This window comes from Streptomyces sp. NPDC107522 (assembly GCF_055657525.1).
In genome coordinates this window covers 47,672-74,462 of the sequence record NZ_JBVKAU010000022.1, presented here as the reverse complement: position 1 = coordinate 74,462, position 26,791 = coordinate 47,672, and the positions used below count along the sequence as shown (strand labels likewise).

Here is a 26,791-nt window from a genome sequence, read left to right as displayed (position 1 = left end):
GCCGCTTACGTTGCTGCGAGCTGAAAGCGCTTGCTGTCCTGGTTCCGCTGGCGCCCGCGTCTGCTCGTGCCCGTGTCCCGGAGGAGTCCGATCCCATCCATGACTGCATCCGAGACAGCATCCGGGACCGCTCCGGAGACGGACCACCCCCGGCCCGCTCCGCTCACCGGCCGCCGCATCAGGGTCGCCGTGATCGGCACCGGCGCGATCGCGCGCGACTCCCATCTGCCCGCGCTCGCCAGGCTCGCCGAGGCGGGCGAGACGGAGCTCGTGGCCGCCGTCGACGTCGACGCGGAGTCGGTCGAGGGTTTCTGTGCGCTCGTGGACGAGGCCGGCGCCGGTACAGCCCGCGCCTACACCGACCTGGACCGGATGCTCCGGGAGCAGCGGCCCGACCTGGTCACCATCTGCACCCCGCCCACCCTGCACCGCGACCAGACCGTCACCGCGCTGCGCGCCGGCGCCTGGGTGTGGTGCGAGAAGCCGCCGGTGCCGAGCCTCGCGGACTTCGACGCCGTCGAGGCCGAGGGGGGCAAGGACGGCGGGCCCTACGCCTCGATCGTCTTCCAGCACCGTTTCGGCTCGGGCACCCGGCACGTACGTCGTCTGCTCGCCGGGCAGGCCATGGGCCGCCCGCTCGTCGCCCACTGCCAGACCACCTGGTACCGCGACAGCGCCTACTACGCCGTGCCCTGGCGCGGCCGCTGGCGGAGCGAGGGGGGCGGTCCCGCGATGGGGCACGGGATCCATCAGATGGACCTGCTGCTCGACCTGCTCGGACCCTGGAGCGAGGTGCGCGCCATGGCCGGCCGTCTGGTGCACGACGTGGAGACGGAGGACGTCTCGACCGCCCTCGTGCGCTTCGCGAACGGTGCGATGGCGACCGTCGTGAACAGCGTGCTGAGCCCCGACGAGGTCAGCCGCATCCGCATCGACTGCGAGCGCGCCACCGTCGAACTCACCCACCTCTACGGCCACGGCAACGACGACTGGCGCATCGTCCCGGCCCGCGACGTGCCGGCCGCCGAGGCCGCGGCCTGGCAGGACTTCGGCGCGGACGTACCCAGTTCGCACCTGGAGCAGCTGCGGGAACTGGTGGCGAGCATGCGCGCGGGGGAGCGGCCGCGCAGCAGCGGCGCGGACGGGCGGACGAGCCTGGAACTGATCGCCGCGCTGTACAAGTCGGCGTTCACGGACGCAACCGTGAGGGCGGGGGAGATCGGCCCCGGTGATCCGTTCTACACGGCGATGCACGGAGGTGCCCCCGGCTGGGCGCCCGTAGTGGGTGAGCGGGTCACCGACGGCGAGCGGGCCGTCGCGGGTGAGGGGGCCGCCGCGTGACCGGGCTGCGGGTCTTGCACCAGCACGGCGACCGCATCACGGTGACCGAGCCGGCCGCCGGCGTCGAACTGCTCGCCTACGTCTACCGTCCCGAGGCCGCATGGGAGGCCCCGAAGCCGTACGTCCACCCTCTGCGGACGCTCGCCGGTGACGTCGTCACCGACTACCGCCCCAACGACCACCGCTGGCACAAGGGCCTGTCGCTGACGGCCTCGCATCTGTCGGGGGCGAACCTGTGGGGCGGCAATTCCTACGTCCATGGAGAGGGGTATCTCGAACTCCCCGAGCGCGTCGGGTCGATGGCCCACATCGCCTTCGACGAGGTCTCCTCGGACGGTGACCGTGTCGTCATCGTCGAGCGGCTGACCTGGCACCCCCACAGCGGTGAGCTGTGGGCCGACGAGCGGCGCCGGATCGAGGTGCACGACGTCGAGCCGGAGTCCGGCTCGTGGGCCCTGACCTGGACGAGCGCCGTGACGAACCGGCGCGACGAGCCGCTGCGGTTCGGTAGCCCCACCACCGCAGGGCGAGCGATGGCCGGCTACACCGGCCTGTTCTGGCGCGGCCCGCGCGCCTTCCAGGGCGGCCGGATCATCGCCCCCGACGCCGAGGGCCCCGCCCTGATGGGCGAGCAGGCGCCCTGGCTGGCCTACTCCGGCGAGCACGACGGCACCGACGGCCACGCGACCCTCGTCTTCGTCCACGCCCCGGAGAACGACCACGCCGGCGACCTGGGCGCCCACCCCGCCCACTGGTTCGTACGCAACGAGCCCTTCGCGGGCGTGGCCCCCTCCTGGGCGTTTCATGACGAACTGGAGCTGGCGCCCGGCGACACCCTCACCCGCCGCTACCGGGTCGTCGTGGCCGACGGGGCGTGGGAGCGGGAGGAGATCGCCAAGTACCTGGAGATGCACCCCTGGTGAGAGCCGGGGAGTTCACTGACCCCCTGGCGCTCATTGACACCCCGGCACTCATGTGTGCCAGAGCGTGACTCACGCGGCCGACGGTCCCGCCACCGTCCATCCGGGCGCCTGGGGGTGCGCCTTCAGGTCCTCGTGGTGCACCGCGCCGCCGCAGGCCTGGCAGGTGACGACCGGGACGAGTTCGTTGCCGCAGATGTGCTCGATCACCATGGGGCGGTCGTCGTCCGTGCGGAGATGGCGGTCGCCCCACGCCATGAGGGTCATCAGGACCGGCTCCAGCTCCAGTCCCGCCTGTGTGGGCCGGTACTCGAAGCGTTGCGGGCGCTCGCTGTAGGTGCGCTTGGTCAGGATGCCGGCGTCGACGAGGCGGCGCAGCCGCGTGGCCAGGATGTCGCGCGGGGCGCCGATGTTGCGCACGAGCTGGTCGAAGCGGCCGTTGCCGAGGCACACCTCGCGCAGGACGAGCAGCGAGTACTTCTCGCCGACGAGCGCCAGGGCGTCGGCGATGGAACAGGGGCGCGGGTCCTTGGTGGCGGCCATGACGCTCAGTGTAGGGGGAGCGTTCGACTTTCCAACTTGACGGGTTTGATTTTCCAACCCATCAGGCTATGGTGAGTTTGGATTTCCTACTCACCGGTAATCGCGCCGGTCGCCACACCGGCCGACGTGCCGGTCGTCGCCCGCCGGCCAAGGAGGCCCGCACCATGCGAGACGCAGTCATCGTCGAAGCCGTACGCACCCCGATAGGCAAGGGCAAGCCGAACGGCTCCCTGGCACACGTCCATCCCGTCGAGCTCCTCGCCCACACCCTGCGCACCCTCGTCGAGCGCTCCGGCGTCGATCCGGCGCTGATCGACGACGTCATCGGCGGCACCGTCGACCAGGTCGGCGAGCAGGCCATGAACACCACCCGCTACGCCGCCCTGTCGGCGGGCTTCCCGGAGACGGTCCCGGCGACCACCGTGGACCGGCAGTGCGGCTCCTCCCAGCAGGCCGTGCACTTCGCCGCCCAGGGTGTCGTCGCCGGCGCGTACGACCTGGTCGTCGCCTGCGGTGTCGAGTCGATGAGCCGGGTGCCGATGTGGTCGAACGTGCCGCCCGGCAAGGACCCCTTCGGCCCCGGTATCGCAGAGCGCTACCCGGAGGGCCTCGTCCCGCAGGGCATCAGTGCCGAGCTGATCGCCGCCAAGTGGTCGATCACGCGCGAGCAGATGGACGCCTTCGCCGTCTCCTCGCACCGCAAGGCGGCCGAGGCCTGGGACAAGGGCCTCTTCGACGCCGAGGTCGCGCCCCTGGAGGGCGTCGCGCGTGATGAGTGCGTACGACCTGGCAGCACCCCCGAGATCCTCGCCGGCCTCAAGCCCGCCTACTACGACCCGGCGTTCGCCGAGCGCTTCCCGCAGATCGAGTGGAACGTCACCCCGGGCAACGCCAGCCCCATCAACGACGGCGCCTCCGCCGTGCTCATCACCTCCAGCGAGACCGCGGCCCGCCTGGGCCTGCGCCCCCTCGCGAGGCTGCACAGCTTCGCCGTCACCGGCTCCGACCCGCTGCTCATGCTCACGGGAGTCATCCCGGCGACCGAGAAGGTGCTGCGCAGGGCGGGCCTGCGCCTCGACGACATCGACCTCTTCGAGGTCAACGAGGCCTTCTCCAGCGTCGTCCTGGCCTGGCAGCAGGAGACCGGCGCCGACCTCGCCAAGGTCAATGTGCACGGCGGCGCGATCGCGATCGGCCATCCGCTCGGGGCCAGCGGAACCCGTCTGACGACGACCCTGGTGCACGCGATGCGCGAGCGCGGCGCCCGCTACGCGCTGCAGACGATGTGCGAGGCGGGCGGCCTCGCCAACGCGATGGTGCTGGAAGCGGCCTGAGAGATCACTTGAGGCGCAGGTGGTGGCGCTTGCGCCAGGCCACCACCACGCCCGCCAGCGCCGGTACGGCGATACAGGCCAGCGCGATCAGGAAGGCGGGCGAGGTCGGCGCGGAGGCACGAGCGCCGGCGACGACGTACGCGGCGGTGTTCGGGATCGACCCGAGCGCCGTCGCGAGCAGGAACGGGACGTAGCCCATGCGGGAGACGGCGGCGCAGTAGTTCGCCGCCCAGAACGGCACCCCGGGGAACAGCCGCACCGCCAGCATCGAGCGGAAACCGTGCCGGCTGAACTGGCCGTCCGCCGCCTTCAGCCACCGGCCGCGCAGCAGTGGGCGCAGCGCGTCCTGGCCGAGCAACCGGCCCAGCCCGAAGGCGATCCCGGCCCCCAGCACGGTGCCCGCGAGGGCCGCGCCGATGCCCCACTCGGAGCCGAAGAGCGCGCCCGCCGCGAGGTTCAGCAGCGGCCGCGGCACGAACGCCACCGTCACCAGCCCGTACGCCAGCGCGAACAACACCACCGCGGCCGGGCCCGCGACCTGCGGCGGCCAGCCGTGCGCCAGGAGCTTGTGCGGCTCGAAGAGCAGGACGCAGGACGCGGCCGCCGCGAGCAGGACCACGAGCAGGGACAGCCGCGACCACGGCGACAGGAGCACTCTCGTGCAGCGCACTGCGAGGCCCGCAGGGGCGGGCGGCGGTGCGGGGACGGTGAGCTCCGTGGCGGCGGCCCGGGGAGAGGCCGTTGCGGTGCCCCCAGAGCGGGTGGTGGCATCGGGCATTCGGCGACAGTAACCGACAAAGATGTGTGATCGCCGTATGGTTCGTCTCATGCGCGTCACAGGTGAGGGAACACCGGGAGTTCCGTCCAGTGCCCTGGCCGACACGGTCATGGAGCGGCTCACCACCACGTACGCCGCCGCGGCGGACCCCGAGCGGGCCGTCGTCGCCCAGGCGTACATGAAGGACGTGGCCCCCTTCCTCGGCATCGCCACACCCGCGCGCCGCGCCCTCTCCCGCATCGTCGTCCAGGGCGCACCCCGCCCCGACGAGGCCGACTGCACCGCCGTCGCCCTGCGCTGCTGGCAGCTGCCCGAGCGGGAGTACCACTACTTCGCCGTCGACTATCTGCGCCGGCACGTGGGGCGCCTTTCCTCCGGCTTCCTTCCGGTGGCCCGGCACCTGGTGACCACCGTCTCCTGGTGGGACACCGTCGACGCACTCGCCGCGCACGTGGTCGGCGGGCTCGTCGCGGCCGATGCGAAGCTCAAGGCGGACATGGACGCCTGGATCGTGGACGACGACCTGTGGGTCGCCCGCACCGCCCTCCTCCACCAGCTGCGCTACAAGGAACGCACCGACACCGGGCGCCTCTTCGCCTACTGCCTGCGCCAGTCCGGGCACACCGACTTCTTCATCCGCAAGGCGATCGGCTGGTGCCTGCGCGAGTACGCCAAGACCGACCCGGACGCCGTACGGGACTTCCTGGAGCGGGAGCGGGGGCGGTTCGCGCCGCTGTCGGTGCGGGAGGCGTTGAAGAACATCGGGGCCTGAAGTCCCGTACTGCGAAAAACCATTCGACGTCGGGCAAAGCGTCGGCAATGATCGACGCCATGTTCCGGTACGCCTTCGTCGTTGCAGCATCCGCAGTCGCGGATGCTCCGAAGGCTGCCGTCGCGATCTTCCTGGCCGCAGTCGACGGCGCCCGAAGCTGACCCTCTCCGGACACTCCGGCGGACCCCGCAGGGGGAGGGTCGGCGAGTCCTTGGGGTCCCCATCTCCCACGTGAGATCTCCGACGCAGAGACTTCGAGGTACAGCCATGTCCAAGACGGCATACGTGCGCACCAAACCGCATCTGAACATCGGCACGATGGGTCATGTCGACCACGGCAAGACCACGTTGACCGCCGCCATCACCAAGGTGCTCGCCGAGCGCGGATCCGGCACGTTCGTGCCGTTCGACCGCATCGACCGGGCGCCGGAGGAGGCCGCGCGCGGCATCACCATCAACATCGCGCACGTCGAGTACGAGACCGACACCCGTCACTACGCGCACGTCGACATGCCGGGCCACGCCGACTACGTCAAGAACATGGTCACCGGGGCCGCGCAGCTCGACGGGGCCATCCTCGTCGTCTCCGCGCTCGACGGGATCATGCCGCAGACCGCCGAACACGTGCTGCTCGCCCGGCAGGTGGGCGTCGACCACATCGTCGTCGCCCTCAACAAGGCCGACGCGGGTGACGAGGAGCTCATCGACCTCGTCGAGCTGGAGGTCCGCGACCTGCTCAGCGAGCACGGCTACGGCGGCGACGCCGCGCCCGTCGTACGGGTCTCGGGGCTGAAGGCCCTGGAGGGGGACCCGAAGTGGACGGCGTCGATCGAGGCGCTGCTGGACGCGGTGGACACGTACGTTCCGATGCCGGAGCGGTATGTGGACGCGCCCTTCCTGCTGCCGGTCGAGAACGTGCTCACCATCACCGGGCGGGGAACCGTGGTGACCGGGGCCGTGGAAAGGGGCACCGTGCGGGTCGGTGACCGGATCGAAGTGCTCGGGGCCGGGCTGGAGACCGTGGTCACCGGCCTGGAGACCTTCGGCAAGCCGATGGACGAGGCGCAGGCCGGGGACAACGTGGCGCTGCTGCTGCGCGGGGTTCCGCGGGACGCCGTCCGGCGGGGGCACGTCGTTGCCGCGCCGGGCAGCGTCGTGCCTCGCCGCCGCTTCACCGCGCAGGTGTATGTGCTGTCCGGGCGTGAGGGCGGTCGTACGACGGCGGTCTCCAGTGGGTACCGGCCGCAGTTCTACATCCGTACGGCGGATGTGGTGGGGGACATCGACCTCGGTGAGGTGGGTGTCGCGCGGCCTGGGGAGACGGTCACGATGACCGTTGAGCTGGGGCGGGACGTTCCACTGGAGCCCGGGCTCGGATTCGCCATCCGTGAGGGTGGCAGGACCGTCGGGGCGGGGACCGTGACTGTCGTCGTGTGAGGGTGGTGCGGTTCGAGGGGACTGCGGGGCCGTTGTGGCTGGTCGCGCAGTTCCCCGCGCCCCTGTCGGGGCGCTCCCGTGCCCCTCGTGGAGAGTCCCCGGCACAATGAGCAGGTGAATGACCCCATACCCGTCACCCGGTCCGTCGACTACGGCACCGCCAAGCTGATGCCGGACATCGATCGGAAGCGGGCGTGGCTGCTGACCGTCGACGGGGCGCCTCAGTCGTACGTCGATCTCGACGAGCCCACGCACCTCGAGTTCGAGTACGCGCGGCGGCTCGGGCATGTGCTGGACACCGTGGCCGAGCCGGGGCGGCCGTTGGACGTGCTGCATCTCGGGGGCGGGGCGCTCACGCTGCCGCGGTATCTGGCGGCGACCCGGCCCGGTTCGCGGCAGGACGTCGTGGAGGCCGACCGGGGGCTGATGGAGCTGGTCGTCGAGCATCTGCCGGTTGCGGACGGGGACGGCATCCGGCTGCATGCCGGGGACGCCCGGGCCTGGCTGGAGGAGGCCCCGGACGACTCGGTCGACGTGCTCGTCGCCGATGTCTTCGGCGGGTCACGGGTGCCGGCGCATCTGACGTCGGTCGCGTACGTGCGTCAGGCCGAGCGGGTGCTGCGGCGCGACGGCGTCTACCTGGCCAACCTTGCCGATGCGGCACCGTTCGCCTTCCTGCGCTCCCAACTCGCCACCTGCGCCACGCTGTTCGAGGAGCTCCTGCTGATCGCCGAGCCGGGCGTGCTGCGGGGACGCCGCTTCGGCAACGCGGTACTCGTCGCCGCGCACCACCCGGTCGACACGGCCGCCCTGGCCCGGCTGACCGCCTCCGACGTCTTCCCGGCCCGCGTCGAACACGGGCCGGGGCTGCTGGAGTTCATCGGCAGGGCGCGGCCGGTGCGGGACGAGGATGCCGTGCCGTCACCCGAGCCCCCCGACGGGGCTTTCGGCATCGGCTGAGCCGGCCGGGCTTCGTGCGGTCACCTTCCTGGTGCGGCGGCGGAGGTTCCGCACGTCCGGTACGCACAGGACCGCCACAGGGACGACCACGACCAGCGTGGCGCAGCCCCACAGCGCCGAGGTGCACCCGAACGAGGCCGCCGCCGGGCCCGCCAGGGGCCGTCGCCGGCGGGACCAGGGCGACCGAGCCGGGTCGTACGCTGCGACCCGGGACAGCTTGTCCTCCGGTATCTCCTGACGAGGTTGGTGACGAAGGCCGCGGCGGTCAGCAGGCTGTAGTTGCGGCCTGCCCCGGCGGGGCGGTGTGGATCGGCGGCGGGAGTCACCGGGCGACTATCGCCGCCGGACCATGTCTTGTCCAAAATCTCTGCAGGTCAGGGGCCGGGTGCAGCACTTTGCCCGGTAGGTGGCGCCACTTTGCTCAGCAGGCGGTACGACGCTCGTCACATCTACCTGTCCCTGCACCCTACTCATGGGTAACATGACTGCCATGAGCGCAGACCAGATGTCCATCGGCGAGATGCTCGCCGCCACCGTGCCCATGGCCCGGACCCTGAACCTCGAGTTCCTGGAGACCACGCCGGAGAAGGCCGTGGTGGCTCTGCCGGACCAGAGCGAGTACCACAACCACGTGGGCGGGCCGCACGCCGGTGCGATGTTCACGCTCGGGGAGTCCGCCAGCGGGGCGATCGTGCTCGCCGCGTTCGGCGAGCAGCTCTCGCGTGCCGTGCCGCTCGCCGTGCGCGCCGACATCGCCTACAAGAAGCTCGCCATGGGCCCGGTCACCGCCACCGCGACCCTGGGCCGCCCGGCCGCCGAGGTCGTCGCGGAGCTGGACGCGGGGGAGCGGCCCGAGTTCCCGGTCGCCATCGAGATCCGGCGCGCGGACGGGGCCGTCACCGGGGAGATGACTGTCGTCTGGACGCTGCGGCCGAACGGCTGAACCGGCCGTACGGAAGCAGGCAGGGGCCCCGACCGGGGCCCCTGTTCCGTGTCCCGGCCGTGCGTGCTCAGGCCGCGAGCCGGTTCCGTTCCTGCCCGGCGTCCTCCAGCTCCGTCACGAACTCCTTCAGCCACGCCACGAACTCCGGCCCCAGGTCGGCCCGGTCGCACGCCAGCCGCACCACCGTGCGCAGATAGTCCGCCTTGTCGCCGGTGTCGTACCGCAACCCGTCGAACACGACTCCGTGGACGGTCCCGCCGGTCGCCATCTCCTGCAGCGCGTCGGTCAGCTGGATCTCGCCGCCGCGGCCCGGCGGAGTGCGCTCCAGGATGCCGAAGACGGCAGGGTCGAGGACGTAGCGGCCGATGACCGCGTAGTGGCTCGGCGCGTCCTCGCGCGACGGCTTCTCCACCAGGCCCGTGACGCGGACCACCCCGTCCTCGCCGGAGGGTTCGACGGCCGCGCAGCCGTAGAGATGGATCTGCTCCGGCGGGACCTCCATCAGGGCGACCGCGCTGCCCTCGTAGCGGTCGCGGACCTCCAGCATCCAGCTCAGCAGGGTCTCGCGCGGGTCGATGAGGTCGTCGCCGAGAAGGACGGCGAACGGCTGGTCGCCGACGTGGTGGCGGGCGCACAGGACCGCGTGGCCGAGGCCGAGCGGGTCGCCCTGGCGGATGTGGTGGATGTCGGCGAGGCGGGCCGGGTCGCGCACCGCGTCCAGCCGTACGGTGTCGCCCTTCGCGGCGAGCGCCTGCTCCAGTTCGAAAGCGTGGTCGAAGTGGTCCTCGATGGCCCGCTTGTGTCGGCCTGTGATCATGAGGACGTCGCCGAGCCCCGCCGCCGCGGCCTCCTCGACGACGTACTGGATGGCCGGCTTGTCGACGACCGGCAGCATCTCCTTCGGTGTCGCCTTCGTCGCCGGCAGGAACCGTGTGCCGAGTCCCGCGGCCGGTACGACCGCCTTGCGGACGGTACGGGGCGCATCGGGGGTGGGTGTCGTGTGGGGGACGATCATGCGGCTCATGCTGGCGCACGGGGATGAGAGCGCACCGAGAGAAACCTCGGAGCTCGCTGTGCGGCATGCGGAATTGAAGGTTCCGTGGACCAATGGTCTTTGGCTGCACACAACTTGGCGCCCGTTGCGACCGCGATGTCGAATGCGGCTGCGGATACCGGCGGTAACTTTTCTGAATTCGCCGCTCTTTGAACATCGGTCACTCGAACTTCTTGTTTCCTGTGCGTCGCTTGTGCGAAAGTGAGCGGCCCCGAGAGCCGGTCCACAGGCGACACGGCCTAGGTATGCACCAATCACGCACCTGCTTTCCGACGGACGCGCATTCCCCGGCGCGTCCGTCGGCTGGGAAGGAAATGGTTCAGTGCAATCCCCTTACCCCCCACGCCCGCCGTATCCGCCACGACCCGGGGCGAGCCCCGGCACATCCGACCGCGAGCTCCTCGCGAGCCTGGGCAAGGCCGGTGCGGACGGCCAGGCCGTCGCGCTGCTCATGGCGCGGCACTGGCGCGCCACCTACGACTACGCGGCCATCTGTTTGGTTTCCACGGCGAGTTCGGCCTCGATGGTGGCCGCCGCGGCGTTCCATCGCGTGCTCGACCGCCCGGCCGGCGGCGCCCTGCGTCCCCAACTCCTCACCGCCGTCAGGGACCTGGTGAAGGAGTGGGCGGCCGACGGACGTATTTCCGCCCTGCTGCCGGAACTCGACAAACCGACCGGAGGGCGCGGCCTGCGTGCCGCGCGGTCCGTGACACCCGAAAGACGTCACATCGCCGAGCGCGCATTCCGGGCTCTCCCGGGCGCCTCGCAATGTCTCCTGTGGCACACCGAGGTCGAGGCGGAACCGATAACCGTACCCGCTGGTCTGCTGGGGGTGGACACGGGCACCGCGTCGGCGGCGCGGGAGGGAGTGCGTGAGCAATTCCGGTCGGGTTGTGTGCGTGCCCATCGCGAACTCGCGCCCACCCGGGAATGCCGCTTCTACAACCGTCTCCTCGATGTTCCCATTCGCCGGGGCGGCGCCCTGCTGCCCGATGTCCAGCAGCATCTGACGGAGTGCCGCTACTGCCGTCACGCCGCCGAGCAGCTGAGCCATTTCGAGGGCGGCCTCGAAGTGCTGCTCGCCGAGACCGTGCTCGGCTGGGGCGCCCGGCGCTATCTCGACTCCCGGCCCGGACGAGGCGGTTCAGGGGCGGCGCCGGGTGCCCGCCCGGGACGCGGCGGCCGGCACCGCCCGGCGCGTCCCGCCGCGCCGAGCGCACGCGCGAAGGCCGTCGCCGTGGGCGTCGGTGTGGCCGCGCTCGCCCTGCTCGTGACCGTGCTCACCGCCAAGGGCTGGTCCGAGGAGAACGGCGTTCCGGGCGCGCGGGCCACCTGGGGCGCGCCCAGCGGCAAGTCCCTCGGCCCGGGCGGCGTGACCCGCCCCTCGTCCGGCGGCTCGCCGTCGGCGGCCTCGGCCGAGGACCCCGTCGAGATCGCCCAGGGCAGACTCCGCAACCTCGACCACGGCCTGTGCCTGGACCTCCGAGACGGCGAGCTGCGCACCGGCTCGCCGGCCGAGCTGGCGGAGTGCTCGTCCGCCGCCTCCCAGCAGTGGTCGTACCAGGGCAGCGGCCTGCTGCGCAGCGCCGCCGACCCGACCCTCTGCCTCGACTCGGACGCCGCCGAGGGCACGGTCGTCCTGGCGAACTGTCTCGCGCACGCCGGCGAGGTGCGCTACGACCTCACCGTCCACGGAGAGCTTCTCCCACGCAGGTCGGGCGGGCTGGCGGTCGCATGTGCCGACGGTGAGAGCGTGGTGCTAGCCGAACGGGACGGCTCCCAGGCGCAGCGCTGGCTGCTCGACGGCGGGCTCACGGACACGGGCGAGGCGAAGCCCGGGCAGAAGGAAGGGGAGCGCCGGGACGAGAAGGGGAAGCGTGGCACGACCGCGGACCCCGGCCCCGCGCCGGAACACGACGCGCCGGACGCCGCCGTCCCCGAGCCGCCCGAGGGGCACTCCCCGAGGGACGAGCCGAACCGGCCGCCGGACCCTGCGGAGCCGCAGTACGAGACGCGATACGTCCAGGACGACTCCGGCGCCGAAACCGAGCCCGCCACCTCTGTCGCCGCCGCCGTCGCCCTCCCGGCGGGGGTGCCGGCCACCGTGTCCACGGTCCTCGGCGCCGCCACGACGACACTCGACTCCGCCCTCCCCTAGTCAGGGACCACCGCACGGCCGGTCCCCTCTGGGAAGGCGTGCGTACTTCGGCCTGGAGTCACCGCTGCGAGCAGCGGAGGCCGGCACAGAGATGGTCCAGTACTGGGGCTCCTTCGTCCGGGACGGTGTGCCGCGCGCCGCGGGACAGCCGGCGATGCCCGGCGGCTCCGGGACGGTGCTGGCCCTCCGCACCCCATCCGCCGGAGGGAATGCCCTGAGTACCACCGTGCACAGTGAGCACCAGTGCAACCTCTGGGACTCCGGGACCGTCACTCAGAGCAGGTAGGCTTCCCCGGCGCACGCTCGCAGCCGAGCGCGCGCCGGGAACGCACGGTGCAGGACTTGGGAGGAAGCGGCGTTGCACGTCCAGGAATGGCTCGAAACGGTGCCCCCGCTCGCCATCTATCTGCTGGTCGGCGTGGTCATCGGCCTGGAGAGCCTGGGCATCCCGCTGCCCGGCGAGATCATCCTGGTCTCCTCGGCGCTGCTCGCCTCGCAGCACGGTGAGATCGACCCCGTTGTGCTCGGTGCCTGCGCGACCGCGGGCGCGATCATCGGCGATTCGATCGGCTACGCCATCGGCCGCAAGGGCGGCCGTCCGCTGCTGGCATGGCTCGGCAAGAAGTTCCCCAAGCACTTCAGCGAGGGCCACATCGCCACGGCCGAGCGGTCCTTCCAGAAGTGGGGCATGTGGGCCGTCTTCTTCGGCCGCTTCGTCGCCCTCCTGCGCATCTTCGCGGGCCCCCTCGCGGGCGTGCTGCGGATGCCGTACTGGAAGTTCCTGACGGCCAACGTCCTCGGCGGCATCCTCTGGGCGGGCGGTACGACGGCGGTCATCTACTACGTGGGCGTGGTCGCCGAGTCCTGGCTGAAGCGCTTCTCGTGGCTGGGCCTGGTGGCAGCGGTCCTGATCGGCCTGACGTCGATGCTGATCATCAAGCGCAAGGCCAAGAAGGCGCAGGGCGCTGCGCGGGAGGTCGAGACGGAGACCGTGGTCGCTGCCGAGTAGTTTCGGCCGCGGGCCGGTGGGGCGGTCGCGCAGTTCCCCGCGCCCCTGGGGCGTTGCACTATCCGTGGGTTTGCCGGTGGGCTTTGGCCAATTCTGCGTACATCGTTCCGTTCAGCGTGACGCCCTGACGCTCCTCTTCCGTCAGTGGCCGCTTCACCTTCGCCGGCACCCCGGCCACCAGCGAACCCGGCGGCACCTGCATCCCCTGCGGCACCAAAGCCTGAGCGGCGACCAGGGACCCCGCCCCGATGACCGCACCGTTCAACACGGTCGCTCCCATCCCGATCAGACAGTCGTCCCCAACGGTCGCCCCATGCACCACGGCGTTATGGCCGACCGACACCCGCTCCCCGATACTCACGGGATAACCGGGATCGGCATGCAGCGTGCAGTTGTCCTGGATATTCGACCGAGCCCCGACGGAGATCCGCTCCACATCCCCGCGCACCACCGCGCCGTACCAGACGCTCGCCCCCGCCTCCAGCGTCACGTCCCCGATCACCGTGGACGTGGGCGCCACGAAGGCGTCCCCGTCGATCTTCGGCTCTCTGCCGCCGATGCCCTTGATCAGCGCCTTGTGTGTCATCGCGAACTCACCAACCCCATCTGCATTCGGTACACCGGGCACCGTAGGCGATGAACCCGGCGAGCCGCCCGCCGGGGCGGCGCGTCACCCGCTCCGGGCGCAGCAAGGACGCCAGGTCCGGCGAGAGGGTGCGGGCGCTGCAGGGGGCAGGGAGAGATGTCCGGGCTGTCCTCCCTGACACCGGGACGATCCCGTACGTCAGAACCGGTGATACCGGACGGCGCTGGAGAAGACGAGGTCCTGGAGCGACGCACGGCGTCGGCTGAGCGGGACCCACAGCAGTCCCACCGGGAAGACCACGCACAGCGCGGCACGCAGCAGCGCGCGCAGGACGCCGAGCAGCCGCCCGCCGAGCCGGGCGACCCGCAGACCAAGCACTCGGTCGCCGACGGTCCCTCCGGTCACGGCCCAACTGATGCCCAGATACAGCACGGCGAGGGCCCAGCCCCCGACACCCGTCAGCCAGACGGGAGGATCGGGAAAGCGATACGGCGGCCCGGCGACGGCCAGCCGCAGACCGCCGATCGCGAGCTGGACGGCGATGCCGATCCCGAACAGCACGAAGGCGTCGATCACCCCCGCGAGGCACCGCGACACGAGCCCGGCGGCTTCGCCCTCGCGGCCCTGTGCCCGGTCCTCCCGTGCCACGGTGTCAGTCCGTGGCGTCGTGCCGCGCCGGGGCGGCGACGGGTCTGTGCATCAGCCGGTCGGCGACGCGGTTGACCACCCGGTCGGCCTGCATGCTCCGCGACCGGAGCGCGTCGACCGTCTCCTCGGCCATCCCGCCGCTCGTCTCCCGCACGATCCGTCCCAGGTCGATCTCCTCCAGCACAGCCCTGGTGAGCGTCACCAGGTCGACGCGGGCGATCACGGCATCGACGTCCACGCGCGCGGCGATGCGGTCGATGTCGACGCGCGCCGCGATGGCGTCCAGGTCGATGCGTGCCGCGATGGCGTCCACATCGATGCGCCGTGCGACCTGAGCCACGTCCAGCCGATCGGCGACCCGGTTCACGTCCAACCGATCGGCGACGCGGTTCACGTCCACCTGCTCGACGATCGTGTCGACGTCGACGCGACCGGCGACGCGCATCACGTCCACGCGGTCGGCGACCCGGTTGACATCGATCCGAGCGGCCAGGCCGTCCAGGTCCAGACGGTCCACGACCGCGGCCGTCAGACTGCGAAGGACAAGGTCGGCGACGGAGCCGGCGGATCCCAGCGCATACCGCGTCAGGCGCCCCACGACATTGAGGGGGTTCATGGTGGCGCTCCAGGTCATCTCACCAGCCCACCACGGCGCCGACCCGGTCGGATCACCCGTCGCGGGTGAAGCGCGGGGCGGCTACAGGTACCTCCGTGGGGCGAAGATCACAGATCCACGACCTCATATGGGCACCGAATGCTCAGTACGGTGAGCGCGTGCCCAAGCGCAAGAACACGTTCTCATCCTGGCGACGCCGACTGGCGCAACGCGCCGTCCACGCGGGCTGGGCCTGGGCGCAGCGCACGGGTTCGGTGACGGCCGAGAGCCCCGGCCGCTTCCACTTCGGCTCGATCGGCGAAGCCACCCGCCTCGCCTTCCCGCTCGGCACGGTCTTCGGCGAACCCTGGATCCACCTCGGCTCCCACTGCATCGTCGGCGAGCAGGTGACGCTGACCGCGGGTCTGATGCCCGACCTCGACCTCGGCCCGGAGCCGATCCTGCGCATAGGGGACGGCGTCGTGCTGGGCCGCGGCAGCCATGTCATCGCGGACACGACGGTCACCATCGGCAGCGACTGCTACTTCGGGCCGTACGTCTACGTCACGTCCACCAACCACTCGTACGACGATCCGCACGAGCCCATCGGCAAGCAGTGGCCGCGCATGGAGCCGGTCGAGATCGGCCCGGGCTGCTGGATCGGCACCGGGGCCGTGATCCTGCCGGGGGCGCGGATCGGGCGGAACGTGGTGGTGGCGGCCGGTGCGGTGGTGCGGGGCCCGGTGCCCGACCATGCCGTGGTGGCGGGGGCGCCCGCCCGGGTCGTACGGCGCTGGACGCCCGACGACGGCTGGCAGCCGCCGCTGCGGACGCCGGCGCCGGTGCCGATCCCCGACGGGATCACCCCCGAGCAGCTCCAGGCGCTGGCCGAGCTGGACGAGGAGACGGCGGCGAAGCTGGCGGAGCTGGACGGGAAGGCGGCCGTGGAACTCGCCGAGCCGGCGGCGGAGTCCTGAGTCAGCCGGCCGCCAGCAGCACCGTGCCCACCAGCGCGAGCCCCGCACCCGCCGCCTGCACCGCCCGCAGCCGCTCCCTGAGGAAACCGCGCGCGGCCAGGGCGGTCACCACGGGGTAGAGCGACGCCAGGACGGCGGCCACGGTGACCGGGCCGTGATGGGCGGCGACCACGTACGTGCCGTTCGCCGCGACATCGGCGAGGCCGACGAAGGCGAGCGCCGGCAGCGAGCGCCAGGGGAAACCGTCGTCGGGGAGGGCCGCGCGGCCCCGCCGCACGGCGGCGTACAACGCGAGGCCGCCCGCCGCGACGTTGACCACGCGCTGGACGAAGAGCGCGAGGAACAGACCGGTGACGGTGGTCGACGCCTCCGCGATCAGCGCGAACACCGTGCCGAAGCCGAAGGCCGCGACCAGCGTGAGCAGGATGGCCTGCCGCTGGACGGGGGCACCCCGCAGCTGCGGTCCGCCCGCGAGTACGACACCGAACACGGCGACCGCGATGCCCGCGACCTGCACCAGGCCGGGCCGCTCGCCGACGAGGAGGCCGATGCCGACCGGGACGGCCACCCCCACGGTGCCGAGCGGAGAGACCACGCCCATCGGGCCCAGCGCGAGCGCCTTGTAGAAGCAGAGCAGGGCGACCGGGCCCACCACACCGGCGGCGACCGCGAACCACAGCTGGGAGCCGGCCTCGCTCCAGCCGCCGGTGGCCACCACGATCACGCCGAGCACGCCGGCCGCGATCGCCTGCGAGACGACCACCACCGTGAGCGCCGGGGTGCGCCGCGTCAGCAGTCCGCCGCCGAAGTCGGCCAGCCCCCACAGCAGGCTGGTGGCCAGGGCGAAGAGTGCTGTCACGGGTCGCCTCGCAGTACAGTTCGGTGCACGATCAGGTGCACCTCACCGTAGTGCAGTGAGATGGACCCTGTCATCCAGAATATTGGCCTCCGGAACAATGGACGGAATGTGGCGGACCTAGACCTGCTGACCCAGTCGCTGGGGCGCAACGTCAAGCACTGGCGCGCCGTGCGCGGCTTCACTCTGGACGTGCTCGCCGCCCGCGCCGGTGTCAGCCGCGGCATGCTCATCCAGATCGAGCAGGCGCGGACCAACCCGAGCCTCGGTACGGTGATCAAGATCGGTGACGCGCTCGGGGTCAGCATCACCACCCTGCTGGACTACGGGCAGGGCCCGAAGGTGCGGGTCGTGCCGGCCGACCAGGTGGTACGGCTGTGGCACACCGACGCCGGCAGCTACAGCAGGCTCCTGGCGGGCACCGAGGCGCCGGGGCCGCTGGAGATGTGGGACTGGCGGCTGATGCCGGGCGAGAGCAGCAGCTCGGACCCGCACCCCGCCGGCACCTTCGAGATCGTCCACGTCACCGCGGGCGAGCTGACCCTCACCGTCGAGGACGTGGAGTACCGCGTCCCGGCCGGCGCGAGCGCCACCTTCGAGGCCAACGCCCCGCACACGTACGGCAATCAGGGCGATGTCCCGACGGAGTGGGTGCTCGCGGTGTCCGTGCCGCCCGTCCGCTGAGACTCCCGGCCGACGGCCGTCCCGGTCCTGTTAGCGTGCGCTCATGGACGCACCCATCGGACACTTCGACACCGCCACCCCGGCCCCCGACTGCCTCGACGAACTCACCCGCCCGGTCGCCGACGCCGTACGCCACTGGCACGGCAGCGTCCCCGCCGACCAGTTCCTCTACGTCGAGACAGACCCGCAGTGGGCCGACACCGCCGTCTTCGTGCAGCACTACGGCCAGGAACTGCTCGAACAGTCCGCGAACTGCGTGGTCGTCGCGGGCAAACGCGGCGGCGAGACGACGCTGGCCGCGTGCGTGGTGCTCTCCACCGCCCGGGTCGACGTCAACGGCGTCGTACGCAAGCAACTCGGCGCCCGCAAGGCGTCGTTCGCCTCGATGGACACGGCGACCGGCGAGACCGGCATGGAGTACGGCGGCATCACCCCGATCGGACTGCCGGGCGACTGGCCGGTGCTGGTGGACTCGGCCGTCGTCGACCTGCCGTACGTCCTGGTCGGCAGCGGACGCCGGCGCGGCAAGCTGCTGGTGCCGGGGAAGGCGTTCGCGGAACTGCCCGGGGCGGTCGTCCTGGAGGGGCTCGGCATCGCGGTCTGACGCCTCAGGCCGCGGTGTGGTGCGCCAGGGCCAGATGCGGATCCGCCTCGCCCGGCGCCGGTGCCGGGTCGGCGTGGACCAGGGCCGCGGTGAGCCGGGGGACGGCGTGCAGCAGGGCGTGTTCGGCGTCGACGGCGATGGCGTGCGCCTGACGTACCGTCGCCTCGCCGTCCACGACGACCGCCACCTCGGCGCGCAGCCGGTGCCCGATCCAGCGCAGCCGCAACTCGCCCACCTCACGTACCCCGGAGACCTCCCGGAGCGCCCGCTCGGCCCGGTCCACCAGGGCCGGGTCCACGGCGTCCATCACGCGCCGGAACACCTCGCGCGCCGCGTCCCGCAGCACCAGCACGATGGCGGCCGTGATCGCCAGCCCCACGATCGGATCCGCGAGTTGCCAGCCCAGCGCCGCACCGCCCGCGCTCAACAGGACGGCCAGTGAGGTGAATCCGTCCGTACGGGCATGCAGTCCGTCGGCGACCAGCGCGGCCGAGCCGATCGCACGGCCGACCCGGATCCGGTAGCGGGCCACCCACTCGTTGCCCGCGAACCCGACGAGGGCGGCCACGGCGACCGCCGGTATCTGCTCCACCGGACGCGGGTCGAGGAGACGGTCGACGGCCGTCCATGCCGCGAAGGCCGCGGACGCGGCGATGGTCAGCACGATGACGATGCCCGCGAGATCCTCGGCCCGCCCGTAGCCGTAGGTGAAGCGGCGCGTCGCCGCGCGTCGGCCCAGTACGAAGGCGATTCCGAGCGGTACGGCCGTCAGCGCGTCCGCGGTGTTGTGCACCGTGTCCCCGAGCAGCGCCACCGACCCGGACGCGACCACCACGACCGCCTGGACGAGCGCCGTCACACCGAGCACGGCCAGCGAGACCCACAGCGCGCGCATGCCGCGGGCCGAGGACTCCAGGGCGGAGTCGAGTTTGTCGGCGGTCTCGTGGGAGTGGGGTTTGAGGAGGTGGGAGAGGCGGTGGCGCAGCGGGGTGCGGCCATGAGCGTGGCCGTGATGGCCATGGTGCTCGTGCGCGCGGCCGTGATGGTGGTCGTGCTCGCGCGCGTGGCCGTGGTGGTCGTGCTCGTGCCCGTCGCTCACAGCGCTCCCCTTTCGACGCGGGAGTGGACGAGTGCCCGCCCACGACGCCATTATGTGCGTATGAGCGCACGCATGCACCTGTCACCTGCACACGATGCGCATCCGCGCACCCCGGGCGAGGAGCAGTTCGCGCTCGCCGCCGAACTCCTGGCCCTGCTCGGCGACCGCACCCGCCTCACGCTGCTGCACGCCCTGACGGCGGGGGAGGCCGATGTCACGACGCTGACCGAGGCCTGCGGCGCCGCCCGGCCCGCCGTCAGCCAGCATCTGGCCCGGCTGCGTCTCGCGGGGCTGGTGAACACGCGCAAGGAGGGCCGCCGGGTGATCTACTCCCTCCGCGACGGCCATCTGCGCCGCCTCGTCGACGAGGCGCTGAACGTGGCGGACCACCGGCTCAGCGACCGGCCGCTGCACGACTGACGGGCAACCGCTGATCGGGGCTTCAGTAGTCGGCGTTCAGGCCCAGGTACTGCTCCGCGAACGCCATCGCCGCCTGCGGGGAGCCGAAGATACGGCGCAGGCGGGCGAGCGTGGTGCCCGCGCGGTACGGGTCGCCCGACGACGCGCCGTGGTAGACCTCGGACAGCCAGTGGGAGAACTCCTGGTAGTCCCACACCCGGCCGAGGCAGGCCGCCGAGTAGCCGTCCAGACCGGTGCCGTCGCCCTTGGTGACGTACGCGACGATCGCGTCGCCGAGCAGGAACGCGTCGTGCAGGGCGAGGTTCATGCCCTTGGCGGCGATCGGGGCGGTCAGGTGGGCGGCGTCGCCGGCCAGGAAGAGGCGGCCGTACACCACGGGTTCGACCACGTAGTTGTGCATGTCGAGGACGCGCTTCTCGATCAGCCGCCCCTCCGTCAGCGGGGGCGCGCCGTTGGCGCCGAGCCGCTGCTGCAGCTCCGCCCAGACCCGGTCGTGCGACCAGTTCTCCGGGTCGTCGCCGGGCGGGCACTCGAGGTAGTAGCGGGTCACCTCGGGGCTGCGCTGCATGTGCCCGGCGAACCCGTTGGGATGTATGCCGAACACGACGGAGTCGGCGGACGGCGGCGCCTCGGCGAGCAGCGCCAGCCAGCCGACGCCGTAGTCGCTGCGGGAGATGTGGGCCCGGCCCGCGGGCACCGCGGCGCGCGTCACCCCGCGCGCCCCGTCGCAGCCGGCGACGAAGTCGCAGCGCACGACCTCACGTCGGCCCGTGTCCGGGCAGACGTACGACACCGAGGGGTGGTCGGTGTCGAGGTCGTGCAGTTCCACGTCCCGCACGCCGAAGCGGATGGCCCCGCCGCGCGCGTCGGCGTACTCGCGCACCAGGTCCGTCACCAGGAACTGCTGCGGATAGACCCAGTGGTGACGCCCTGTCAGTTCGAAGTACTCGAACCGATAGCGCTCCCCGGCGAACCGGAACTCGCACTCGGTGTGCCGCTGAGCCCGCTCCAGCAGGGTGTCCGCGAGCCCCCGCCGCTGGAGTCCGCGTACGGCCCACTCCTCGATGACCCCGGCCCGTGGCCGCTGCTCGATGAACGGACGTGTCTCGGTCTCCAGGACCAGACAGTCGACGGACGCCGCCCGCAGGATGTTGCCGACGGTGAGGCCGGCCGGTCCGGCGCCCACGACGACGACCGGAAAGTGTTGCGGGGCACCGGAGTTGGAGTGGGGGGAGGTGGAAGTCACCCGAGCATTATGGGGGCGGCCGACTCGGGGAGGGGAGCGTTCCGGGGCTCTTCCGGGGGTGGCTCAGCGCGTCGGCGACGGAGCGGTCCCGGCTATCCCAGGCGGGGGATCTCGATCGCCGGGCAGCGGTCCATGACCATGTCGAGGCCGGCGGCGCGGGTGCGGTCGTACGCGGCCTCGTCGATGACGCCGAGCTGGAACCAGACGGCCTTGGCGCCGATGGCGGTGGCCTCGTCGGCGACGGCCCCGGCGAGGTCGCTGTTGACAAACACATCGACGACGTCGACTTCGAAGGGGATCGCGTCCAGGGACGGGTATCCCTGCTCCCCGTGGACCGTCTCCGCCTTCGGATGCACGGGCACGATGCGCTTGCCGAAGCGCTGGAGCACGTCCGCGACGCCGTATGCCGCGCGCCGCTGGTTCGTCGACAGGCCCACGACGGCCCAGGTGTCGCCGAGCTCGGTGAGGATCTTGCGGACTGTTGCCGGGTCGCCGTACACGCTCGGCCTCCTTGGTGTTCGTGCTGGGGCTGCTGTTCCGCACAACAGCAGCCGGGGGGCGGTGATTCCGGACGAGGCGGTTCGCTGTCGAGCCGCGTGCGGCACCGGCGGCGCGTGGCCGCCGGTGCCGCTCACCTCATCGCACCTCGCGGGCGTACGGCGCGATCGTGATCCGGTCGATCAGTGGCGCGTAGCGCGAGCGGAGCAGCACGCCGGGGAAGGTGTCCGAGGCGTAGGTCGTGCCGTCGAAGTTCGGCAGCTCCTCGGAGCGGAAGGTGATCGTGTTCTGTCCCTTCTCGAGATGGACGGGGACGGTCAGCTCCCAGAAGTTGTTCGCGTGGAAGCTGTGCGGGAAGCCGACCCGCCGCATGTCGCCGCCGTTGACGGTGATGTCGGCGTGGCGGGCGAGCGGGTCCGGGTTGTAGTGGGTGGCCTCCGACTGCTCCGGGTTCGAGTAGCGGATGCGCAGCGCGTACAGGCCGGCCCGGTCGGCGTCGACCGTGAACGTCGCGGTGTTGCCGTTGCCGGGGTCGCCGCCGATGCCGGTGATCGCCGTGCCGTCGGTGGCCAGGGAGAGCGGGGTGAGCGTGGCCGAGCCGGCGAGCTCGGCGTCGCCCGCCTCGTACGTGCGCGCCGGGAGCGTGCCCTCGGTCGGCGTGACCCTGAGGCGGTCGATGAGCGTCGTGGCCGAACCTCCTGTCACCGTCACCTTGTTGACGCCGCCCGACAGGGAGACGGCCACGGTGCTCTTGCCGTTGCCCAGTCGCAGGACGTCGTGGCCGTTGACCGAGAGCCGGGCGCCCGAGCCGCCGAGGGTGTCGACCTCGAGGGTGGCCTCGCGGTCGGCGGGGGAGTAGACCCAGAACGTGGCGGTCTGGCCCTTCGCCAGCCGGGCCGCGCCCGAGCCGGTGGCCGGCTGCTTCGGCAGGTCGTAGGCGGGCCGTGCCCCACCGCTCAGCCAGGCCAGCTCACCCTCGTACACCTGGGTGTTCGCCGAAGCCTCCGGCAGGGACAGGGTGAGGCGGTCGACGATGGCGTCACCCTTGGTGGCGCGCTTGCCGTCGAGGCTCTTCGCGGCGAGGGTCAGGGTGTGCCTGCCCTTGGTGAGGTGGACCTTCGTGTCGGTGTGGTCCCACACCACCCACTTGTAGCCGAGCGGCAGGTACAACTCCTGCTCGCTGTCCGCCTTGCCGTCCACCCGCAGGAAGACGTTGGTGGGACCCTGCTCCTTCACCTTGTCGAAGGTGTTGAGGGAGTTGGCGAAGACGCTCAGGTCGTAGGTGCCGTCCTCGGGCACGTCCACGGCGAAGTCGAGCGTGACGTCCGAGCCGGTGCGCAGGCCGCCCACGTCGTAGCCGCCGGAGGTGTAGAACTTCGACACGTCACGCGGCGAGCCCTCCGGACCGTTTCTGGAGTAGCCGGACCCGGTGTGGGCGGCGTCCTCCGCCTCGTACGACCCCTGCCGGCGCACCGGCGGGGACTGCGTGCCCTTCGCCTTGCCGGCCGGGCTGAGGACGATCTCGTACGCCGAGGACTCCTTGAGCTTCGGCAGCGCGCCGTCGCCGAAGTCGACGGCCACCGTGCCGTCCTCACCGACCTTCAGGTTCTGCTCGGCGAGCAGCTTCGGGCCGGAGCTGTCGCCCACCTGCCCGCTCCACTCGATCTCCTTCACCCAGGCGTGCACGCTGTCGCCGAAGACCTTCTTCGGGACGCCCGCGAAGGTGATGTGGCCCTTGCCGGTGGACCCGCCGAAGATCAGTCGGGACTGCTTCTTCTTCTCGTCGAGCGTGGCGACGCCCTGCATGGTGTAGTTCTCGCCGGGGAACGGCGGGGTCACCTGCACCGTGTGCCCGCTCATCGCGGCGTACGAATTCAGCAGCCACCACTGGCCGTTGCCGCGGCCCGACTGCACCGCGGAGTCGGACAGGTTGCCGTCGATGTTCCAGTACGCGATGTCCGCGTCGACCTTGGACTCCTCGATCGCGGACACCCACTGGATCATCTGGCCGGGGACGGAGGTGTGGTAGTTGAAGGCGTACTCGTTGATGTTGACGGGGAGTCGGGTGCCCTCACGCTCGGTGCCCTTGAAGAGCTCCTTCTCCCACGTCCGGTACTTGGCGACGCTCTGGCGCACCGCCTCGGGATGGCTGAGCTCGTGCCAGGTGATGACGTCCGGGAGGGTGCCGGCGGCCAGCGCGTGGGTGAGGAAGCCCTTTACCTGGTCGTACAGGACGCTGGTGTTGGGGCCGGCGATGCGGGCGCTCGGCATCTTGCCCCTGATGAGCTTGTAGGCGTCGTCCCAGGCGGCGAAGTAGTCGTCGGGGTCGTCCAGCCAGCTGACCTTGTTGTAGCTCCACTCGCCGGTGCCGAACATGTTGCCCTCGGGCTCGTTGAACGGCACGAAGACGATGTTGTCCTGGTACTCCTCGGGCAGTCGGAGGACCTGGTCGACCTGCGTCGCGATCTTCTCCTTGTAGAGCTTGAGCTTGTCCTCGGGGGTGTCGCCCGGCCATTGGTACGGGAAGCCGCGGTGGATGTCCGTCATGTAGATGTAGACATCGCCGTCTGTGGAGTCGGCCAGTGGCTTCACCACCTCCAGGGCATCGGCGCCGGGGTGCTGCGGACCGTCCTGCGCCTTGGTGGAGACCGTGCGCAGGCCCATGCCCTCCATGAGGTTGTTGGTGGGGACGTCCGGCCCGTACACGCCGTAGAGGGTGCCGGAGGCGCCGCCGTGGAACGGGCCGGTGTCCGAGCCGAGGTCCACGGTGAGCTGTCCCTCGCGGACGACGGTGACGTTCGCCTTCACCGCGCGCCCGGCTGCCGTACCCGTCGCCGTGAAGGTCCCCGGCCGGGCGTACTTCTCGGGCGGTACGGCGTCCCAGGTGATCGGCGTGTCACGGTCGTAACCGTCGGAGAACGAGGAGCGGACGACGGGCGGGAGGGACGGAGCGGTCCCGGTGGTCGTTCGGACGTCGAAGGTGGTCTTCGAGAGCTCCTGGAGCGTCGGCACGGTCCCGACCGTACCGGCCACCTGCTCGGCGCTCAGCGCCGCGTGCCACACGGTGAAGTCGTCGATCGCGCCCTTGAGCAGCGGGTCCGGCCAGAAGGACTTGCCGATGTAGCCGGCGGCCGTGGCCGAGCCGTCCAGCAGCTCCTTGGCCTTGATGCCGGTCGCAGCGGAGGAGACCGCCACGCCGTCGAGGTAGGTGGTGAGCCGGCCGGCGGTGGTGTCGAGGGTGACGGTGACGGTCCGCCACTCGTTCGCGGGCAGCATCGCGTAGCCGCGGACCTGCGTCTCCGCGCCGCCTCCGCCGGTGGTCACGGAGGTCTGGAACAGCCCGCCGTTGTTGTACGGGGTGCTGAAGAGGTACTTCGTGGTGTTGGTGCCCAGATCGAAGATCCGCTGCCAGGACGACTTGTCGCCGCTCCACCTCACGCGGGCGGAGACCGTCAGGTCGGTGGCGTCGCCGAGGACTTCGCGGGGCAGACGGACGTACGCACCGTCCGAGGTGGGCGCCCCGCCGGGCAGGGCCAGGGCCTTGCCCCCGTCCGTGCCGGCCACGGACCGGGCGGTGGTGCCGTTCACCAGGGTCGCCGTCAGGCCGTTGCCGGAGCTGTCGGTGATCCTGCCGGAGGCGAGGTCGTCCTCGTCGAAGGTGTAGCGGGCGGCGGGCTGCGGTGCGTCGGCCGCCTCCGCGGGGACTGCGGGTGCGGTCAGCAGGCCCGCGCCGAGAGCGACGGCCACGGCGGCCGGGGCGCGGCGGCGGGCGGATCTGTCGGGGGATGGCATGGATTGCGTCCTCAATCCTTGGGTGCGGGGCGTCGATGCATGTCGAACCGGTTCGACCAATGCGCCGCGAAGGCGCTGCGCTCTTCAGGTCACGGTGGTCGGCGGCCCCCGCGTTCCCCGGGGAGCCTGCTGTCGGGCTGGAATCGTCGGAAGGACCGCTTCGGATCACTTCGTCGAACCGGTTCCGGAAGCTAGCACCGGTGAAGCCGGACCATCAATCCCTCCGGCACGAGGTTCTGTCGGTTCGTGTCCAGGGCCGTGAGTGCCGTCAAGGGTGTTGACAGGCGTGCGGCCAGTTCCTAACTTCACTTCACGCGAACCGGTTCGACAGCCGGTCCGCAGAATCGAACCGGTTCGAGCAAGGAGCTGCCGTGAACATCGGTGAGATCGCCCGGCGGGCCGGTGTCTCGCGCAGCACCGTGTCCTACGCACTGAGCGGCAAGCGACCGGTCTCCGACGACACCCGCCGCAAGATCCAGCAGGTCATCGATGAACTGGGCTACCGCCCGAACGCCAGCGCCCGCGCCCTCGCCAACGGCCGGACCAGCACGATCGGCCTGGTCTTCCCGCCGGCCGGCAACCACTACACCGGGATGCAACTGGACTTCATCGGCAGCGTCGTGGAGGCCGCCGCGGCCTACGACTACGACGTGCTGGTGGCGCCGAGCGGCGTGGACAGCGACCGCTCGTTCCAGCGGCTGCTGGGGGAGCGGCGGGTCGACGGCGCGATCCTGATGGAGATCAGGCTGGAGGACGACAGGGCGGAGCACCTGACCGCCGTGGACTTCCCCTTCGTCGCCATCGGCCGCACCGCGCATCCCGACAGCGGCTGGTGGGTCGGCCTGGACCACACCGCGCTGGCGGCGGCGTGCGTCCACCACCTGGCGGACCTCGGCCACCGCCGGGTCGCCTTCGTCAACCGGCCCGAGCAGCTGCTGCGGGCCGGGTACGAGTCCGCGCACCGCGGCCTGGACGGCTTCACCAAGGCCGCGGCCGAACGCGGGCTGACAGTGCGGACGTACTGCTGCGGGGACGACGCCGCCTCGGGCCAGGCCTGCGTGGAGCGGATCCTGCACGACGAGCCGGCCACCACGGCCCTGGTCACACTGAACGAGGCCGCTCTGGGCGGCCTCTACCGGGGGCTCGCCCAGGCGGGCCGCCATGTGCCGCGCGACGTCTCCGTGACCGGGGTCGTGGCCGGCCGCTGGGCGGAGACGGTGACCCCGCAGCTCACCGCGGCGGACGTGCCGGCCGAGGAGATGGGCCGACGCGCCGTCGAACTGCTGGTGGAGCGGCTCGACCATCCCGACGGCCCGCCCCGCCACCATCTCCTCGCGCCGCCGATCTCCCTGCGGGCCAGCACCGGGCCCAGCACGGCGTCCTGACCACACCCCACGGGCGACCCCCGCGTACCTACGTCACCCGCTGACCCGCCGGTCGCTCATCGGCGCTGTTCGGCGTGCCCTCTCCTCTTCACCACCGTGCCCGCTCCCTTTCACCACGGTGCCCTCGCCGCCCCATGCGCTCGCCACCCCGT

The 26,791-nt window shown here is 71.5% G+C and carries 25 protein-coding genes and 1 pseudogene; 14 read left to right on the top strand and 12 right to left on the bottom strand.

Annotated features, from left to right (window positions below; all coding sequences use genetic code 11):
- Window positions 1-99 precede the first annotated feature (99 nt).
- Both ACZ7L6_RS39295 and ACZ7L6_RS39290 read left to right on the top strand, forming a co-directional pair.
- Window positions 100-1,341: a Gfo/Idh/MocA family protein gene (locus tag ACZ7L6_RS39295; RefSeq protein WP_471932595.1), complete on the top strand. Its 1,242-nt coding sequence runs from the start codon at window positions 100-102 to the stop codon at window positions 1,339-1,341.
- Window positions 1,338-2,264, top strand: a complete 927-nt coding sequence (locus ACZ7L6_RS39290) for a DUF6807 domain-containing protein (protein WP_471932593.1) — start codon at window positions 1,338-1,340, stop codon at window positions 2,262-2,264. Before ACZ7L6_RS39295 ends, ACZ7L6_RS39290 begins: the two co-directional genes overlap by 4 nt.
- A gap of 69 nt (window positions 2,265-2,333) precedes the next feature.
- Here the strand turns inward: ACZ7L6_RS39290 and ACZ7L6_RS39285 are convergent, their stop codons facing one another.
- On the bottom strand, window positions 2,334-2,804 hold the full coding sequence (locus ACZ7L6_RS39285; protein WP_471932591.1) for a winged helix-turn-helix transcriptional regulator: 471 nt from the start codon (window positions 2,802-2,804) through the stop codon (window positions 2,334-2,336).
- A 164-nt stretch (window positions 2,805-2,968) separates the two neighbouring features.
- On the opposite strand from ACZ7L6_RS39285, the gene ACZ7L6_RS39280 reads away from it, so the two are divergent.
- Window positions 2,969-4,138 carry a thiolase family protein gene (locus ACZ7L6_RS39280; protein WP_471932589.1) on the top strand — a complete coding sequence of 390 codons (1,170 nt, stop codon included), beginning with the start codon at window positions 2,969-2,971 and terminating at the stop codon, window positions 4,136-4,138.
- Between the two features lie 4 nt (window positions 4,139-4,142).
- Here the strand turns inward: ACZ7L6_RS39280 and ACZ7L6_RS39275 are convergent, their stop codons facing one another.
- Window positions 4,143-4,916: a TVP38/TMEM64 family protein gene (locus tag ACZ7L6_RS39275; protein WP_471932587.1), complete on the bottom strand. Its 774-nt coding sequence runs from the start codon at window positions 4,914-4,916 to the stop codon at window positions 4,143-4,145.
- A 49-nt stretch (window positions 4,917-4,965) separates the two neighbouring features.
- Here ACZ7L6_RS39275 and ACZ7L6_RS39270 point away from each other — a divergent pair, with 49 nt between their 5' ends.
- The 3 genes from ACZ7L6_RS39270 (at window position 4,966) to ACZ7L6_RS39260 (ending at window position 8,085) form a co-directional block, all read left to right on the top strand.
- A complete protein-coding gene (locus ACZ7L6_RS39270; protein WP_471932585.1) occupies window positions 4,966-5,688 on the top strand; it encodes a DNA alkylation repair protein in 723 nt (240 codons plus the stop codon).
- 267 nt (window positions 5,689-5,955) lie between these two features.
- Window positions 5,956-7,125 carry an elongation factor Tu gene (gene tuf / locus ACZ7L6_RS39265; RefSeq protein WP_471932583.1) on the top strand — a complete coding sequence of 390 codons (1,170 nt, stop codon included), beginning with the start codon at window positions 5,956-5,958 and terminating at the stop codon, window positions 7,123-7,125.
- Between the two features lie 114 nt (window positions 7,126-7,239).
- Window positions 7,240-8,085 (top strand): spermidine synthase, encoded by an 846-nt coding sequence (locus ACZ7L6_RS39260; RefSeq protein WP_471932581.1) that lies wholly within the window; start codon window positions 7,240-7,242, stop codon window positions 8,083-8,085.
- Here the strand turns inward: ACZ7L6_RS39260 and ACZ7L6_RS39255 are convergent.
- Window positions 8,047-8,322: pseudogene (locus ACZ7L6_RS39255) on the bottom strand (MFS transporter); the annotation flags it as partial. The gene ACZ7L6_RS39260 and the pseudogene ACZ7L6_RS39255 sit on opposite strands and share 39 nt — an antisense overlap.
- A gap of 244 nt (window positions 8,323-8,566) precedes the next feature.
- Here ACZ7L6_RS39255 and ACZ7L6_RS39250 point away from each other — a divergent pair.
- The gene (locus ACZ7L6_RS39250; RefSeq protein ID WP_471932579.1) at window positions 8,567-9,028 is read left to right on the top strand and encodes a DUF4442 domain-containing protein; all 462 of its coding nucleotides are present in this window, start codon (window positions 8,567-8,569) and stop codon (window positions 9,026-9,028) included.
- Between the two features lie 67 nt (window positions 9,029-9,095).
- Here ACZ7L6_RS39250 and galU read toward each other — a convergent pair whose 3' ends face one another.
- Entirely contained in the window at window positions 9,096-10,043 is a 948-nt protein-coding gene (gene galU / locus ACZ7L6_RS39245) for a UTP--glucose-1-phosphate uridylyltransferase GalU (protein WP_471932577.1), read from the bottom strand.
- Window positions 10,044-10,404: 361 nt separating this feature from the next.
- Here galU and ACZ7L6_RS39240 point away from each other — a divergent pair, with 361 nt between their 5' ends.
- Together ACZ7L6_RS39240 and ACZ7L6_RS39235 are read left to right on the top strand one after the other, a co-directional pair.
- Window positions 10,405-12,240, top strand: a complete 1,836-nt coding sequence (locus ACZ7L6_RS39240; protein ID WP_471932575.1) for a ricin-type beta-trefoil lectin domain protein — start codon at window positions 10,405-10,407, stop codon at window positions 12,238-12,240.
- 358 nt (window positions 12,241-12,598) lie between these two features.
- Window positions 12,599-13,249 (top strand): DedA family protein, encoded by a 651-nt coding sequence (locus tag ACZ7L6_RS39235; protein ID WP_471932573.1) that lies wholly within the window; start codon window positions 12,599-12,601, stop codon window positions 13,247-13,249.
- A 58-nt stretch (window positions 13,250-13,307) separates the two neighbouring features.
- Here the strand turns inward: ACZ7L6_RS39235 and ACZ7L6_RS39230 are convergent, their stop codons facing one another.
- The 3 genes from ACZ7L6_RS39230 to ACZ7L6_RS39220 all read right to left on the bottom strand — a co-directional run bounded on the left by ACZ7L6_RS39230 (window position 13,308) and on the right by ACZ7L6_RS39220 (window position 15,099).
- Complete coding sequence (locus ACZ7L6_RS39230; protein ID WP_471932571.1) at window positions 13,308-13,835, bottom strand: gamma carbonic anhydrase family protein; 528 nt, start codon at window positions 13,833-13,835, stop codon at window positions 13,308-13,310.
- 198 nt (window positions 13,836-14,033) lie between these two features.
- A complete protein-coding gene (locus ACZ7L6_RS39225) occupies window positions 14,034-14,483 on the bottom strand; it encodes an RDD family protein (RefSeq protein WP_471932569.1) in 450 nt (149 codons plus the stop codon).
- A 4-nt stretch (window positions 14,484-14,487) separates the two neighbouring features.
- Window positions 14,488-15,099 (bottom strand): hypothetical protein, encoded by a 612-nt coding sequence (locus tag ACZ7L6_RS39220; protein ID WP_471932567.1) that lies wholly within the window; start codon window positions 15,097-15,099, stop codon window positions 14,488-14,490.
- Between the two features lie 158 nt (window positions 15,100-15,257).
- Between ACZ7L6_RS39220 and ACZ7L6_RS39215 the strand changes: the two genes are divergently transcribed.
- Complete coding sequence (locus ACZ7L6_RS39215) at window positions 15,258-16,055, top strand: acyltransferase (protein WP_471932565.1); 798 nt, start codon at window positions 15,258-15,260, stop codon at window positions 16,053-16,055.
- A gap of 1 nt (window position 16,056) precedes the next feature.
- On the opposite strand, the gene ACZ7L6_RS39210 is transcribed toward ACZ7L6_RS39215, so the two are convergent.
- Window positions 16,057-16,914 carry an EamA family transporter gene (locus ACZ7L6_RS39210; protein ID WP_471932563.1) on the bottom strand — a complete coding sequence of 286 codons (858 nt, stop codon included), beginning with the start codon at window positions 16,912-16,914 and terminating at the stop codon, window positions 16,057-16,059.
- A 108-nt stretch (window positions 16,915-17,022) separates the two neighbouring features.
- Here ACZ7L6_RS39210 and ACZ7L6_RS39205 point away from each other — a divergent pair, with 108 nt between their 5' ends.
- Both ACZ7L6_RS39205 and ACZ7L6_RS39200 read left to right on the top strand, forming a co-directional pair.
- Window positions 17,023-17,595 (top strand): helix-turn-helix domain-containing protein, encoded by a 573-nt coding sequence (locus ACZ7L6_RS39205; protein WP_471932561.1) that lies wholly within the window; start codon window positions 17,023-17,025, stop codon window positions 17,593-17,595.
- 43 nt (window positions 17,596-17,638) lie between these two features.
- Window positions 17,639-18,199, top strand: a complete 561-nt coding sequence (locus ACZ7L6_RS39200; RefSeq protein WP_471932559.1) for a YbaK/EbsC family protein — start codon at window positions 17,639-17,641, stop codon at window positions 18,197-18,199.
- A 4-nt stretch (window positions 18,200-18,203) separates the two neighbouring features.
- Here ACZ7L6_RS39200 and ACZ7L6_RS39195 read toward each other — a convergent pair whose 3' ends face one another.
- A complete protein-coding gene (locus tag ACZ7L6_RS39195; protein ID WP_471932557.1) occupies window positions 18,204-19,298 on the bottom strand; it encodes a cation diffusion facilitator family transporter in 1,095 nt (364 codons plus the stop codon).
- Window positions 19,299-19,358: 60 nt separating this feature from the next.
- Here ACZ7L6_RS39195 and ACZ7L6_RS39190 point away from each other — a divergent pair, with 60 nt between their 5' ends.
- Window positions 19,359-19,718, top strand: coding sequence for an ArsR/SmtB family transcription factor (locus ACZ7L6_RS39190; protein WP_302002526.1), 360 nt, complete (start codon window positions 19,359-19,361; stop codon window positions 19,716-19,718).
- Between the two features lie 22 nt (window positions 19,719-19,740).
- On the opposite strand, the gene ACZ7L6_RS39185 is transcribed toward ACZ7L6_RS39190, so the two are convergent.
- From ACZ7L6_RS39185 to ACZ7L6_RS39175, 3 genes are all read right to left on the bottom strand, one after another.
- The gene (locus ACZ7L6_RS39185; RefSeq protein ID WP_471932555.1) at window positions 19,741-20,964 is read right to left on the bottom strand and encodes a 4-hydroxybenzoate 3-monooxygenase; all 1,224 of its coding nucleotides are present in this window, start codon (window positions 20,962-20,964) and stop codon (window positions 19,741-19,743) included.
- A 92-nt stretch (window positions 20,965-21,056) separates the two neighbouring features.
- Window positions 21,057-21,464 carry a CoA-binding protein gene (locus tag ACZ7L6_RS39180; protein ID WP_471932553.1) on the bottom strand — a complete coding sequence of 136 codons (408 nt, stop codon included), beginning with the start codon at window positions 21,462-21,464 and terminating at the stop codon, window positions 21,057-21,059.
- A gap of 136 nt (window positions 21,465-21,600) precedes the next feature.
- Window positions 21,601-25,254, bottom strand: a complete 3,654-nt coding sequence (locus ACZ7L6_RS39175; RefSeq protein ID WP_471932551.1) for a LamG-like jellyroll fold domain-containing protein — start codon at window positions 25,252-25,254, stop codon at window positions 21,601-21,603.
- A 371-nt stretch (window positions 25,255-25,625) separates the two neighbouring features.
- Between ACZ7L6_RS39175 and ACZ7L6_RS39170 the strand changes: the two genes are divergently transcribed.
- The gene (locus ACZ7L6_RS39170; protein WP_471932549.1) at window positions 25,626-26,639 is read left to right on the top strand and encodes a LacI family DNA-binding transcriptional regulator; all 1,014 of its coding nucleotides are present in this window, start codon (window positions 25,626-25,628) and stop codon (window positions 26,637-26,639) included.
- The last annotated feature ends 152 nt before the right edge of the window (window positions 26,640-26,791 follow it).

What these genes read in the sequence shown, in the direction of transcription:
- ACZ7L6_RS39295 (WP_471932595.1), top strand. Translation starts at nt 100, where the DNA reads ATGACTGCATCCGAGACAGCATCCGGGACCGCTCCGGAGACGGACCAC.
- ACZ7L6_RS39285 (WP_471932591.1), bottom strand. Translation starts at nt 2,804, where the DNA reads ATGGCCGCCACCAAGGACCCGCGCCCCTGTTCCATCGCCGACGCCCTG.
- ACZ7L6_RS39280 (WP_471932589.1), top strand. Translation starts at nt 2,969, where the DNA reads ATGCGAGACGCAGTCATCGTCGAAGCCGTACGCACCCCGATAGGCAAG.
- ACZ7L6_RS39275 (WP_471932587.1), bottom strand. Translation starts at nt 4,916, where the DNA reads ATGCCCGATGCCACCACCCGCTCTGGGGGCACCGCAACGGCCTCTCCC.
- ACZ7L6_RS39270 (WP_471932585.1), top strand. Translation starts at nt 4,966, where the DNA reads ATGCGCGTCACAGGTGAGGGAACACCGGGAGTTCCGTCCAGTGCCCTG.
- tuf (WP_471932583.1), top strand. Translation starts at nt 5,956, where the DNA reads ATGTCCAAGACGGCATACGTGCGCACCAAACCGCATCTGAACATCGGC.
- ACZ7L6_RS39250 (WP_471932579.1), top strand. Translation starts at nt 8,567, where the DNA reads ATGACTGCCATGAGCGCAGACCAGATGTCCATCGGCGAGATGCTCGCC.
- galU (WP_471932577.1), bottom strand. Translation starts at nt 10,043, where the DNA reads ATGATCGTCCCCCACACGACACCCACCCCCGATGCGCCCCGTACCGTC.
- ACZ7L6_RS39230 (WP_471932571.1), bottom strand. Translation starts at nt 13,835, where the DNA reads ATGACACACAAGGCGCTGATCAAGGGCATCGGCGGCAGAGAGCCGAAG.
- ACZ7L6_RS39220 (WP_471932567.1), bottom strand. Translation starts at nt 15,099, where the DNA reads ATGAACCCCCTCAATGTCGTGGGGCGCCTGACGCGGTATGCGCTGGGA.
- ACZ7L6_RS39200 (WP_471932559.1), top strand. Translation starts at nt 17,639, where the DNA reads ATGGACGCACCCATCGGACACTTCGACACCGCCACCCCGGCCCCCGAC.
- ACZ7L6_RS39190 (WP_302002526.1), top strand. Translation starts at nt 19,359, where the DNA reads ATGAGCGCACGCATGCACCTGTCACCTGCACACGATGCGCATCCGCGC.
- ACZ7L6_RS39175 (WP_471932551.1), bottom strand. Translation starts at nt 25,254, where the DNA reads ATGCCATCCCCCGACAGATCCGCCCGCCGCCGCGCCCCGGCCGCCGTG.